General features: G+C 41.8%; 12 protein-coding genes. 4 read left to right on the forward strand and 8 right to left on the reverse strand.

What is annotated here, in order from left to right; genetic code table 11:
• Positions 1-24: 24 nt before the first annotated feature.
• From C7384_RS01445 to C7384_RS01465, 5 genes are all read right to left on the reverse strand, one after another.
• Positions 25-849, reverse strand: a complete 825-nt coding sequence (locus tag C7384_RS01445) for an energy-coupling factor transporter transmembrane component T family protein (RefSeq protein ID WP_089937724.1) — start codon at positions 847-849, stop codon at positions 25-27.
• Positions 842-2,518 carry an ABC transporter ATP-binding protein gene (locus tag C7384_RS01450; protein ID WP_089937726.1) on the reverse strand — a complete coding sequence of 559 codons (1,677 nt, stop codon included), beginning with the start codon at positions 2,516-2,518 and terminating at the stop codon, positions 842-844. Before C7384_RS01450 ends, C7384_RS01445 begins: the two co-directional genes overlap by 8 nt.
• A gap of 26 nt (positions 2,519-2,544) precedes the next feature.
• Complete coding sequence (locus tag C7384_RS01455) at positions 2,545-3,102, reverse strand: ECF-type riboflavin transporter substrate-binding protein (RefSeq protein ID WP_089937728.1); 558 nt, start codon at positions 3,100-3,102, stop codon at positions 2,545-2,547.
• Positions 3,099-3,950, reverse strand: coding sequence for an SAM hydrolase/SAM-dependent halogenase family protein (locus C7384_RS01460; RefSeq protein ID WP_089937730.1), 852 nt, complete (start codon positions 3,948-3,950; stop codon positions 3,099-3,101). Before C7384_RS01460 ends, C7384_RS01455 begins: the two co-directional genes overlap by 4 nt.
• A gap of 374 nt (positions 3,951-4,324) precedes the next feature.
• A complete protein-coding gene (locus C7384_RS01465; protein WP_089937732.1) occupies positions 4,325-5,488 on the reverse strand; it encodes a PTS sugar transporter subunit IIC in 1,164 nt (387 codons plus the stop codon).
• Between the two features lie 652 nt (positions 5,489-6,140).
• Between C7384_RS01465 and C7384_RS01470 the strand changes: the two genes are divergently transcribed.
• The 3 genes from C7384_RS01470 to C7384_RS01480 all read left to right on the forward strand — a co-directional run bounded on the left by C7384_RS01470 (position 6,141) and on the right by C7384_RS01480 (position 7,987).
• Complete coding sequence (locus C7384_RS01470; RefSeq protein ID WP_089937734.1) at positions 6,141-6,866, forward strand: DUF5067 domain-containing protein; 726 nt, start codon at positions 6,141-6,143, stop codon at positions 6,864-6,866.
• 93 nt (positions 6,867-6,959) lie between these two features.
• Positions 6,960-7,169 (forward strand): hypothetical protein, encoded by a 210-nt coding sequence (locus tag C7384_RS01475; RefSeq protein ID WP_089937736.1) that lies wholly within the window; start codon positions 6,960-6,962, stop codon positions 7,167-7,169.
• A gap of 14 nt (positions 7,170-7,183) precedes the next feature.
• Positions 7,184-7,987, forward strand: a complete 804-nt coding sequence (locus C7384_RS01480; protein ID WP_089937738.1) for an ion channel — start codon at positions 7,184-7,186, stop codon at positions 7,985-7,987.
• A gap of 28 nt (positions 7,988-8,015) precedes the next feature.
• On the opposite strand, the gene C7384_RS01485 is transcribed toward C7384_RS01480, so the two are convergent.
• Complete coding sequence (locus tag C7384_RS01485; protein ID WP_089937740.1) at positions 8,016-9,470, reverse strand: o-succinylbenzoate--CoA ligase; 1,455 nt, start codon at positions 9,468-9,470, stop codon at positions 8,016-8,018.
• A gap of 59 nt (positions 9,471-9,529) precedes the next feature.
• A complete protein-coding gene (gene menB, locus C7384_RS01490; RefSeq protein WP_089937742.1) occupies positions 9,530-10,351 on the reverse strand; it encodes a 1,4-dihydroxy-2-naphthoyl-CoA synthase in 822 nt (273 codons plus the stop codon).
• A gap of 121 nt (positions 10,352-10,472) precedes the next feature.
• Between menB and C7384_RS01495 the strand changes: the two genes are divergently transcribed.
• Positions 10,473-10,859 (forward strand): PaaI family thioesterase, encoded by a 387-nt coding sequence (locus tag C7384_RS01495; RefSeq protein WP_089937744.1) that lies wholly within the window; start codon positions 10,473-10,475, stop codon positions 10,857-10,859.
• Between the two features lie 28 nt (positions 10,860-10,887).
• Here the strand turns inward: C7384_RS01495 and C7384_RS01500 are convergent, their stop codons facing one another.
• A complete protein-coding gene (locus C7384_RS01500) occupies positions 10,888-13,668 on the reverse strand; it encodes a cation-translocating P-type ATPase (RefSeq protein WP_089937746.1) in 2,781 nt (926 codons plus the stop codon).
• Between the last annotated feature and the right edge of the window lie 47 nt (positions 13,669-13,715).

Below are 13,715 nucleotides of genomic sequence, written 5' to 3' on the forward strand. Positions count from 1 at the left end.
AAGTACTTTCTTAAAAAGAATTCATTATGCAAAAGGATTCCAATAACGACCTTGATTAATCACCATTAGACCAATTCCCAAGGCTAAGAATCCTAGCGCTAATATTAAGGCAATGGTATCTAATTTACCAAAGGATTGTTCATAGTACCAAGACCGTTTTTTCCCCTTACCAAAGCGCCGTAATTCCATGGCCTGGGTAACTTCATCAATTTGATCCAAAGTAGAAAAGATTAAAGTGGTTAAGATTCGAACCACTCCGGTAATCTTTTGTGTCCAGGATGATTTTTTGGAAATGTTATAGCCACGAGCCTCTTGGACCTTTTTAATCATGAAAAATTGCCGCTGCGTATTAGGGATATACCGTAAAGTAATCGTAACGGCATAGGCTACCGAATACGGCACCCCAATCCGATTTAAACCGGCTGAAAATTGACTGGGATTAGTGGTAAATAAGAAAATCAAGGCTAGTGGCAAACTGAACAAATACTTTAACAAAACCATGGCCTCATAGAGTAGCTGCTCTTGGGTCAAAGCATAAGGCCCACTGCCCAAAATCAGGTGTTGACTACCAAATAAATGCACCCCGTACTGGGGGGAAAAAACATAGATCAAAATCAAATTCAACAGGGCAAAAATAACTGTCAAAATCACAATCACTCGAATCCGCTGCCAACTAATGCGAGCTTGCCATAAGCCCAACAAGGCCACTACCGTTAAGAGCAGTAAATACCGGATATCAAAACTCAGCACGCCACTAATCGTTAATAGTAAGAAAATAATTAACTTCGCACTGCCAGTTAGACGATGAAAGACGGTTTGTCCGGTTTGATAACCAAATAAATTATCCACGTTTTCCCCCCTTTCCCACGGTTACACCCAAACGTTGGGCCAAAATATAGTCAGTTGGCTGACATAAATCAGCGAGGGCTACGACCTCTTGATTAGCTAACAGTTCTCCCGGGGTTGTATCAGCGATTAGTTTTCCCTGATGTAAAGCCAGGACACGACTGGTCCATTCTTGCATAATATTGACATCATGGGTCACCATCACAATCGTCATCCCCGCCTGATTTAACTTTTGTAGCAGGGTCATTAATTGCTGAGCGTGTTGAAAATCTTGACCAGCCGTTGGTTCATCTAAAATCAAAATTTTAGGCTGCAAAATGGCAACACTTAAAATTGATAAACGCTTTTTTTGACCGAAACTCAAAACATTAACTGGCCAATTGCGAATCTCATATAAGTTGGCCCATTTTAAATATCGCTGAACTTCAGCGGTAATATCCTCAGTAGCCATACCACGTAGTCGTAATCCAGCCGCAACTTCATCAAAGACCGTTGTTTCAATCAACATTTCGACCGGATTTTGGGCGACATAACCGATATAATCGGCCCGTTCCTTCAAAGTCAACTGATTCAAATCTACTTCAGGCTCCTGATTTAAACTAATTTCACCCGTTTGAACTGGTAAAAACCCAGCTAGTAAACGACTTAAAGTTGACTTTCCAGCGCCGTTTGAACCCACCAAGGATAACCATTCTCCTTGGTATAAAGTGAAGTTAATGTCGGTAAAAACAGCCTGATTATGATATTGATAGCTTAAATTTTTAACAGTGAGAATCGGACTAGTTGTATCGTTTGACTGACTAACTTGATGGGCTAGACCCCGTTCCAGATAACTTTTCAGATCAGGACCAGTCATTTTTTGAACATCATCAATCGCTTCTAACTGATCTATAGGATAACCTAAATCTTGTAAAGATTGAATGTACTTGGGAGTAGCTAACCCATAATTTGGCAAGATTGACCTTTTCAGTAATTCGACTGTCGAGCCTTGGTAGGCAATTTTTCCTTCTTGGAGGACCACGACTTGATCGACAGCATGACGCAAAACGTCCTCAACCCGATGTTCAATAATCACAACGGTTAATCCTAGCTCCGCCTGTAATTCATCCAACAGAGTCAACATGGCCTGCCCACTAGCTGGATCCAAACTAGCTAAGGGTTCATCAAAGAGCAAGATAGGACTGTCACCGGCCAAAACCCCAGCCATGGCGACGCGCTGTTTTTGACCACCGGATAAAACTTGCGGTGCTAAATCTAATAATTCTTCCAAACGCAAACGCTTTGCCCATTCTTGCACCTTGGCGACCAACTGGTCATGGCTATCGTTATCATTTTCCAAGACAAAAGCAATATCTTCAGCGACCGTCATCCCGACAAACTGGGTATCTGGATTTTGCAAGACTGTCCCAATCTTCAAGGAACGCTCAAAAATACTATCCTTATTACTCAACTGGCCATCAATGTATATCTCACCCTGGACTTTACCAGGCTGTGAATTTGGAATAACACCATTCAGCAAAGCCGCCAGGGTACTTTTCCCGGAACCCGAAGGACCAACAATCAGTGTCCGACTGCCCTTTGGAATCGTCAGGGAAATATTTTCCAGCGTGGGATTTTGCTGAACATCGTATTTGAAAGTAACTCCTTTAAATTCTAATGCCGCTGCTACCATCGTTTTTCCCTTCGTGCGTTCTTTGCTCAATCCTCTTTGACCAGGTGGCCTTTTTGAACTTTATTTTTCGTATAGATTCCTAATAAAGCAGTTCCAATAACAGCCGTTGAAATAATGTTAATCACAGTACTCAATAATCCCTGGACAATCACCTTGTTGGCTGGTTCGCTATAGATGAAGATATCAAGGATTGGCGCGACAACCGTCCAAGCAATAATATTGGCTATCGCCTGTCCTAGGTTGAAATACCAGGCCTTACGTGTTGTTAATTTTCCCTCTAATAGTTGGGCTTTTTTAATTAACAAACCAAAAATTAGAGCATAAATACCGTCCGCAATCACCCAGGACCACCAAATTGAACCATAAGAAATCGCATCGTTTAGGCTATGGCCAATGACTGCGACCAGAAAACCAACCAAAGGGCCAAAAATGACGGTTAAGAGCGATAACCACGATTGAGCGACATTGACTTGGGTATTGGGAATCCCAGTGGGAATGGCAATAAATTTAAAAAGAATGAGAAATACGGCAGCCCCGATACCAATTGCGACGACACTCCGAGTCGAAAGTTTATTTTTCTTCATACATATTGCTCCTTTTCGATTTCAATTGTCCAGTTTTGACCAGCTGAAACATGATTTTCACCGGCAAAACTCCCCATGCGAATCGCTACGCCTAAAGTATAAACGGAATTAATGTAGAGAAGAGATTCTCCAGGCTTAACATCAGCAAAAGTCTTGACGTATGGGATCACTTCTTCATGTTGCAAGACGTTTTGATGATAAACCCGAATCCGATAAGTTTGACCGTACTGAGCCTTTAATTCATCATCCCACAATTCTTGACTGATATTGGTCCAAAGCGAACCGAAATTAACATCAGTAATATCAATATTGGCTTTCAAGACCCCATCGCTTACCTGCGGTAGATTCAACGGTAAGGTAACAATCTTTTCGACCGGCAAGGCTTCGCCAATTTCTTCAAATTGAATTTGTCCAGCAGCCAAACGAGCCCCATTATAAACGTAGATATCACGACCGTGAAAGGTTGAAGACTTTTCTGAACCCGGTAAACGGTCAATTGATTCATCAATTACCCGTACTGCCTCAATGCCGTACAAGTTATTTAGATGAGTCAAAGTGCCGTTATCAGGAGTTACGACAAAGTGACCAGTTTTTAATTTCGCCACCAAAGACAGACGCTTGGAACCAACGCCTGGATCAACTACTGATACAAATACAGTCCCTGGACGCCAGTATTTAACCGTCTGGGCTAGACGGAAGGAAGCTTCAAAAATATTAAAGGGGGTAATCCCATGCGTTAAATCAGCCACTTGTAGGTTGTGGTCAACTTGGTCAGCCACCCCATACATGGTTGAAACTGCCCCATCATTTAAACCAAAGTCGGTTTGTAATACTACGTGTTTTGCCATCTTTTTTCTCCTCATTGCTCTTCCTTGATAATTATAACCAATAAAAAACCCGAGGACTTCTAGAAGAAATCCCCGGGACGAATATGGTCGCGTTACCACCCAGTTTTAAAGTGACATCACTGCCACCCACTCATTAAGTACAGCTTTACAGCGATACCTGTCCGCGATAACGGGCGTTCCCGAGTTCTGCTTGCTGCACTATCGCAACTCACAAAACTAAAAGCTCCAAGACCATTTTCTAAGATGTCAGTTGGCTGAATTGCACCAGTCATCAGCTCGCTAGGCAACTTTCATCAAATACTTATCTTTTCTTCACTTAAATAATATAATTATGATAAAACACTTATTTTACTTTGTCAAACAATTTGTGAAAATCAAATCATTTCTAAGTGCAAAGCCCCCGGCTTAATCCAGCCAATCTGACGCATAATCCGATAGGTAATAAAGGAAACCACCACTGGAATCGCTACGCCACAGGCCATATAGGCAATAAACATGCTCATACTCTTACCGAATAAAGCTAAAGGAACAATGAAGGAGTTAAAGCCAATCCCGGCCATAGCAAAGGGTACCGAAACATGAAACATGATGGTAGCCATCGGTGCGGCAATCGCTGCGCCAATCATTGGCGGAATTAATAACATGGGATTTTTAATAATGTTGGGGAACTGAATTTTAGGGGTCACAATCCCTTGGGCAATCGTTGCCCCAATCTTATTTTCTTGAAAGGACATCGCTGGATAACTAACAAAGACTGCTGTGGTACCAATCAAAATTGCACCCGATGCGGCTGGAGAAGTCACCCCTGTGGCCCCGATTGCAACTGCTAAAGCAGCGGCTGAAGCCGGTGTCATCGTCATGGCGCCAAAGGCCATCGCCACACAAGCAGTTCCTAAAATCGGATTAACATTCACGCTAGCAGTAATCATCTCCCCCATGCTAACCAAGATGGGTCTTGTAACAATTGCTAAATAATAACCGGAAACCGTCCCAACAATCGTTGTTAAAGCCGGGACAATCACCATGTCCAAGGGTGTTTTCCCACTTAACCAGTTCCCAAACAAAACAGCAATCAAGCCGGCCATCACCGCTGAAATCGGCTGTCCGGTGGTCATAATCGCTGATCCTGGGATCTGAGTACCCGCAAAACCAGTTGCCGTTACGGCTTTTAGGCTTTGGCTAGTGAAAAAAACCGCGTTGGCGCCAACTGTTGAAGCGGCCATGGCTGAAAACATAACCATGGTATTAGACTTCATTTGGGAGGCAATCGCCGCACCAAAGGCCGCTGGCAACATTATTTTAGTAATGGCGCCCAGTTGAATCATTGGCGCCCAGTGAATAAAACCGGCGATGGTTTGGAGCAACAAGCCCATCCCCAAAGTGACCAAAATGGCATTGGAAACGGCGGCTGAAACGTTATAAACGATTTCACGCACTGATTCTTTTTTAGGGGCCACGGAGCCAATGGCAGCCTTAGTCGCCTCTTCAAAGTCCTTAATATCAATGTTGTCAGTTACTGGTTGTCGTGTATTATCCATCTGATGCTCCTTTTTCTTACCCTTACCATGAAAAAAGCCCTAACAAGCGAACTTGTTAGGGCAAAAAATTTAAGCTACCTAACCAGTTGCTAAGAATTGAATTCCTAGCAACCGGCACAAAAACCAACTTACTAGGAGTTACCGAGCAAGCTGAGCAAGAGGTTGATTGACTTAGTTGATGACACTACTTTAAATGTTGACATGACAATTCCTCCTGCTGGTTTTTTATGATGGTTTTATTATATAAATTAGATTTTAATTAGTCAATACTTATTTTTTAATTTTATTCTCATAATAAAAAACGTACCGACTTTGTCGATACGTTCGGACTGCGAAAAAAATTCGCAAACACTTTCCTTGGCCAAAGCCATCAGATCTGTGTCGCCCTTGTTTCCTTTACAAGGGCGACACAGATCTGATGATTATTAAATTCTAACAAATCGTATCACCCCCTTTCCTAGAATAAAGATATTATACACCATAATAACGATTGAAAGATTATAAATCGTGGTAGAAGTACATACGATTTATTTAGTTCATAATTTGTGCATTGTATGTAAAAGACATAAAATAAAAATAATGTACTATGAAACTTTTTTAAACTTAATATCCAATTGACTGATTGACACTAAAAGCTGTTGGGAGAAAACATGTGAAACAAGATGAACGTAAAGTTCTAGGTATCTTAGCAATTGTATTTGGTGGCATTGCCTTAGCTCTATCATGGATTCCGATTATCAATAATATTGCTTTTTTATTTGGTATTGTTGGTCTAGTACTAGGTGTTATTTCTTTATTCATTAATCGCAAGAATAAAAAAATACTGGCAATTATTGGAGCATCACTATCTATAATTTCCATATTAATTGTTTTAGGAACCCAGTCTACATATTCAAAGGCAATTGATAAGGCAACTGGAATCTCAACGACAGAAACAGCAAAAGATAATACGAGTAAAAAATCTGATTGGTCCTTTACAGGGAATACTTACAACGCCGGAAACTTAAAACTAAAATTCGGAAAATCCGAGATTATTGATGGTATTGGTGATAATAATCCAAAAGTATTAGTTTTACATGCCGATATGACAAATATATCCGATAAAGAGATGGATGCAGATGGAATTTATGCGACAGTTCATGCATATCAAAAAACGGATAAACAAAATAAAACTCTGAATCCCGGCTTACCTAAATTCAGCAATGATGGTAAACAACCATTTGAAGAAGAACAGAATAATTTACATAACAAATTATTACCAGGTAAAACTGTTCCAGTTGTCGTAATTTTTGAATTGGATAATGATAGTACAGTGACTGTTAAATTCAGTAACGATTCATTTAAAGATATCGGATCAAAAACCTACGAAGTGAAATAAATTAGCCCTACTGGGCGTACATACAACTACTAAACACCAATATTTTAGTTATAATTAAGAAACACCTTATCTCACCCCAAAAGGAAAAAACTCATGCTAATCTTTAAAAAACAAAACAACATCGAACTCCGCACATTCAAGGATATTCGATCGGTTACCATCACATTTGAAGATGGTAGTCAAAAGGAATTCAGCAATGCCGAACTAGCTAAAACAGCTTTGATTGATGAAAATTGGACTTCGGTCACCATTAATAGCAAAACGACACTTACTAGCAAAGAGTGGCTGTGCGATACGATTTAATCCATTAAAATAATATGAAAAAACTCTATTATTCGCTCGTTTTTACTCTGGCACTCATTTCCATTCTACTGGCAATTTTAGATATCACTAACATCATTAATATTGCTCATTATCCTTTTGTCATCGTTGATCGGGTCATCTTACTTTTTTTCTGGATTGACTATATCGTACGATTTACCAAAGCGCAAAACAAATGGACTTTTGTTAAAGCCAATATTTTTGATTTAATCGCCATCATCCCCTATGATTCATTATTTACTGTTTTTCGGATTGCTCGAACCGTACGGCTCCTAAAATTATTAAAACTAGTTAGAATTGTTGGCTTTACCAAACGTATTCAAAATAATTTTAAGAAATTTATCAATACCAACGGTTTCATCTACTTGGTTATAACGGCTCTGATAATTATTCTTTTAGGGGCCGGTATATACTCAGTGGCCGAAAACGCTAACTATGCCGATGCTCTTTGGTGGGCCATCGCCACAACCACGACCGTTGGTTACGGCGATATCTCGCCCCACACTGAAATTGGTAAAGCTGTAGCAGTCGTCTTAATGATTGTTGGTATCGGCCTCATCGGAAGTATCACCAGCACGATTACTTCCTTTTTTGTTAATTCTGAAAACGATGACACACTAACACAAATCAACGAAAGGCTGGTTCACATAGAAAATATGTTAAATAAGCAAACCTCTCAAAATCATGACAGCTGTACTATTAGTTACAATGAGCTAATAAAACTCAAACAACTCTTAAACGATGGTGTTATCACCAAAGAAGATTTTGAAACCAAGAAAAATCAAATTTTAGGTGTATGAATCATCCTCTAGCTACCCAAAAAACGCCCTAACTAGGGCGTTTTTTTATATTTTGATATTCAGTCACTAAGCGATAGCGTTGAATTTTGCCACTGGCCGTTCTGGGCCAATCATTTGAATATTCAACAAAATCATGTGGCACCTTGTAGTGGGCCAACTGTTCTCGGCCATAATTTCTTAAGTCAGCCACCGATAAAAAGGCGTCTGACTTAAATTTAACCAGGGCCACTGGTACACTGCCCCACTGGGTATCTGGCACACCGACTACTACCATGTCTTCAATTTCTGGCAAGTGGCGATAGACGGCTTCAATCTCTTGGGGGAAAACATTTTCCCCACCGGATGAGATCATATCCCCCTGCCGGCCTTTAATATAGATAAAACCCTCATCATCCTGCCAGCCTAAATCACCAGTTTTAAACCAACCATCATCAAAACTAGCCTGATATTTGTCAGCTTGATTCAAATAACCAACCGCAATATTAGGCGCTTTGACTTCTAATTGACCAAGCCCCTCACTGTCTTGTTGAACAATCCTTAAACTAACCGGAAACAGCGGCTTACCAACCGAACCTAATTTAGCGGCTGCATCCTTGGGGTTCAGGGCAATAATTTGCGAAGCCGTTTCAGTCATACCATAACACTGAGTAATGGAGATACCACGAGTTTGACTAGCCACCAAGGTCACTTGTTTAACTGGGCCACCACCAAGCAAAACCTGACGGAAACTTGCTGGATAAGCCTGATTCCTTGGTAAATCCGCCAACATTTTTTCAAACATGACGGGTACCAGAGAAATAATCGACCCTCGGCCAGCTAGCAAATCCGCATTAATCTGATGGGCATCAAAGTGATCATATAATCGAACCGGTATGCCGTAAATTAAGGAGCGCATCATAATCGAAAAACCACTAATATGAAAAATTGGTACAGCTGCCAACCAACAGTCGTCTGGTAACAATCCTAAGTTCAACACCGACCCCATGGCTGAATAAAAATGATTGCCAAAACTTTGTTCCACCCCCTTAGGACGGCCAGTCGTCCCGGAAGTAAACATAATGGAAGTAACCTGGTCCTCCTTGAAATCAGCTAAAATCTCTGCCGGCTGGCCCGCTAATTGGCTCAGATAATGAAAAGTAAACTGCTGCGTATTACTTAAATCCAGCTCAAAAGCATCATCTTGAACAATTTGAGTCAGTTGCGCCTGATCAATCTGATCTTCTAGTTCCGGTTTAGCCAAACGACGGTTTAACAAAACCAACTGCCGACCTAACTGTTGTAGGGCCAAAATTGTAACATAACCTGCCAGACAATTCGTGGTCAAGACCCCCACGCGCCGATTATCATCTAAAATAGTCATTAATTGCTGAGCCCGTTTAATCACGATTTGTTCTAACTGAGCAAAGGTATATTGTTTATTTTCAGCAATCAAAGCGAGTTGATTCGGTTTTAAATCAGCCTGTTTATGTAACCAGTTTTCCATGAATATTTCCTAACTAAAAAATCCCCGCCACATTGGTCAGAGATTCTAATATCACGCTTTTAAGGGAAGGTTGGGAATTGACCAAAATCAGGATCACGCTTTTCCAAAAAGGCATTCCGGCCCTCTTTCCCCTCATCAGTGGTGTAAAAGAGCATGGTGGCATCCCCGGCCAATTGCTGCAAACCGGCCACGCCGTCCGTATCAGCGTTCATCGCGGCCTTGATAAAGCGCAAGGCCGTGGGCGACTTTTTCAATAATTTGTTAGCCCACTCCAGGGTGGCTGTTTCGACTTCAGCCAATGGCACCACGCGATTAATCCACCCCATTTCCAAAGCTTCTTGAGCTGAGTAGAATTCATCTAAGAACCAAACCTCTTTGGCCCGCTTGTGCCCAATCACTCGAGCCAAGTAAGCTGACCCATAACCGGCATCAAAGGAACCAACCATCGGACCGGTTTGACCAAATTGAGCGTTATCAGCAGCCACTGTCAAATCACATACCAACTGCAAAACATTGCCACCACCAACCGACCAGCCACGTACCATGGCAATCACGGGCTTAGGAATAATTCGAATAAGGCGTTGTAGATCCAAAACGTTCAACCGCGGAATTTGATCAGGTCCTAAGTAACCACCGTTACCCCGAATTGACTGATCGCCACCAGAAGAAAAGGCCAAATCACCGGCACCAGTCAAAATAATAACACCAATACTGGCGTCATCCCGACAAACAGTAAAGGCATCAATCATTTCAGCTACCGTTACTGGCGTAAAGGCATTGCGCTTTTCCGGACGATTAATCGTAATTTTGGCAATCTTATCGGTCCGCTCAAATAAAATTTCGGCATATTCTTTAATCGGTGTCCATTCAACCGTGGTCATTGTTTGTCCTCACTTTTGCGTTAATTTTCAAAGAAAGTTAATATAATTAATAATAGTTTTATTCTAACATTTTTCATTAAAGCATGTTTAAATGGGCGCTCAACCCTAGAAAGAGAAAAATATGTCTGTTGCCATTGCTCTAGGTATTAAAATTATTCAAGTCAGTCCCAAATTAGTTGAACTGCAATTACCAATCACGAACGCCGTCCAACAGCCCTACGGCGTGGTTCATGGCGGGATTAACGCCCTCCTAGCCGAAGAAGCCGCTAGTTTGGGCGCTAATGCTGTTTTACAGGAAGATCAACGCACTAAGGAAGCCGCCGTTGGCGTTGACTTAAACGTTAGCCAACTCCAAGCCGTGCGCCAAGGTATTTTGGTCGCCCAAGCCACCCCATTGCATTTAGGCCATCGACTCCAAACCTGGCAGGTTAAAATTTATGAACAAGACAGTCAAATCACGACCGCCTTTGCCACTCTGCGCTTAACTAGTCAAACCATTCGCCAATAAGAAAAGCCCTTCGATTGAAGGGCTTTTACTAGTTTTGATTCAATTTTAGCAAGTACTTACGCACAATCCACTTCCGCAATTCTTCCAACAAAATCAAAGGAATTGGAATCGCTAGCAGAAATAACCACTCCTGTAAACCTAGCGCATGAGTATTAAAGACTGACTGTAAGAATGGTAAGTAAATAATTAACGCAATTAAGACAATTTCAAAGAGAATCCCAGTAATAATGTGCCGATTACTGAAAATACCAATCTTGAAAACCGAGGTATATTTAGTCCGCGCATTAATGGCCGCCGCTACCTGACAAAAGACAATCGCGGCTAGCGTAATTGTGGTTGCTTCAGCATAAACAGCGCCAGAACTAGCCAAAGCCTGTTGTGGCCAACCATAAGCATAGTTAACAAAGAAATAAGCCGCCGCTGATATCAAAGAAGCCGTCAAACCATATAGGGCAAAGGCCTTCCAGATAATTGATTTATTAAGCAAATGGGCTGAACGAGAACGAGGTGGTTGTTGCATAACGCCTGGTTCACTCTTTTCGGAGCCAAGCCCTAGCGCCGGCAGCATATCGGTTCCTAAATCAATAGTTAAAATCTGCATAACCGTCAAAGGTAACGGAATCAAACCACCCGAAAAGAGGAACAACACGGATGGAAAAGCTTCAGGGACATTACTATTCAAAATATAGAGCAAAAACTTTTGAATATTACTATAGACAGTCCGCCCCTCTTCAATCGCAGCAATGATTGAAGCAAAGTTATCATCGGTTAAAATCATATCCGCCGCATCTTTGGCCACATCTGTGCCAGTGGCCCCCATGGCAATCCCGATATCGGCCTGCTTTAAGGCGGGGGCATCGTTGACCCCATCGCCAGTTGAAGCCACAATTTCACCATTAGCCTGATTGGCCTTAACAATTCGATATTTCTGCTCAGGAGCAACCCGAGCAAAGATAACTTCACCCTTAACGGCCTGACGCAAATCCTCATCTGACATGGCCGTTAACTCATCACCCGTAATTACACGGGCCTGATCAGAAACTAAACCAATTTTAACCGCAATACTCTTCGCCGTAATTGGTCCATCCCCAGTGACCATTATAATTCGAATCTGAGCTTGATGGGCTTTTTTTACGGCTTCATAAATTTCTGGTCGAGGTGGATCAGCCATAATGGTTAGACCGACAAAGGTTAAATCTTTTTCAGTGTTGGCAATGGTACAATCAGCCAGATTTTGACTAGTATCAGCGGGTAAATCACGCACTGCAATCGCTAAAGCCCGCAAACCCTGGGCCGCATATTGTTCATTGGCGGCCTGAATTTTTTGGATATCATCAGCCGTGATAGGCCGCACCTGTCCATCAACTAAAATCGATTGACTAATGGCCAAGATACCATCCAAAGCCCCCTTGGTATACAGGGTTAATTTTCCATTGCTAGCTTGGTTAATCGTTGACATTCGTTTACGATCCGAATCAAAAACCAAGGTTTTGAGCCGTGGATTAGCATCTTTAAGAGTGGCGCTAGCCAGCTGATATTTTTCAGTTAAGATAACCAAGCCAGCTTCAGTAGGCGTCCCTACAATTTGAGCCTGTCCACCGGGTTGATTAGTTGGCTTAACCGTTGTTTCATTATTTAAGGCAATCGCCTGCATTAACAAATCTAAATCTGCATTTTGTCCCGGTTTTACAACTTGTCCTTGAGCCAATACTTGACCATTGTTCACATATCCTTCACCACTAACCGTATAAACCTGATCGGGCAACCAAATGTGATTAATAGTCATTTGATTTTGCGTTAAAGTACCGGTTTTATCCGAAGCAATGACCGTCGTCTCTCCCAAGGTTTCCACGCTATTCAAATTTTTAACCAGCGCATGCTTTTTGGCCATCCGTTGAACACCCTGGGCCAAAGAAAGGGTAACTGTTGGTAGCAGGCCTTCGGGAATAAAGGCCACAACCATACCCAAGGCAAAAATAAAGGACTGGACGACTGGATAATGAACGATAAAGATGGCCGCTAAGAAGAAGGAAACGCCTATCAAGATGGCAATCACGGATAATTGACGAGTCAAGCGGTTTAACTCTAATTCCAAGGGTGATGGTTTAGCTGCTTGGCTTTGTGTCAAACGGGCAATCTTACCAAATTCAGTATTCATCCCCGTCTTTAAAGCAACAGCTTGCGCACTGCCAGAACTGGCCACGGTACCGGCAAAAATAATGTTATCTTCATCAAAGCGGCCAGCGCCACGATGATAGGTCGCTTTTTTATCACGCAAATCAGACTCACCAGTCAAGGCCGATTCATCCACTTGAAAAGAATCAGAACTAATAATCCGAGCATCTGCTGAAATACTATTTCCAGCCGCAATCACTAAAAGATCTCCCGGTACAATGTCAGCCGTATCAATTTGCACCGACTTACCAGCCCGAATAACGGTCGCCTGAGTGGGTAACATTTTTTTCAAAGCGTCCGAAGCTTTTTGAGCTTGATTCTCCTGCCAGTAGCTAAAAAGTCCATTAATAATATTAACCGCCCAAATGGCAATTCCTAATTCTGGCATCTTGGCAAAAATCGCAATAAGGCCACTGACCCAGAGCAAGCCGGCCATCAGACTCGTGAAATTTTTAAAAAATTTCCATAGACGATTACCGGTTTTAGCCGCTGTAATCACATTGGGACCGTATTTACTGCGCTGTTGCTGGACCTGATTAGCATTTAAACCAGTAGGGCTACTATCGACTGCTTGATAAAATTCGTCTAAAGATAACTGAGCGAGTTGATCATTAGTTTTGTTTTCTTCGACCATCACATTAATCTCTTTCTACTTTATTACCAATCTTTACCTCCATTTTA

The organism is Convivina intestini, assembly GCF_003096575.1.
GTDB classification, from domain to species: Bacteria; Bacillota; Bacilli; order Lactobacillales; family Lactobacillaceae; genus Convivina; species Convivina intestini.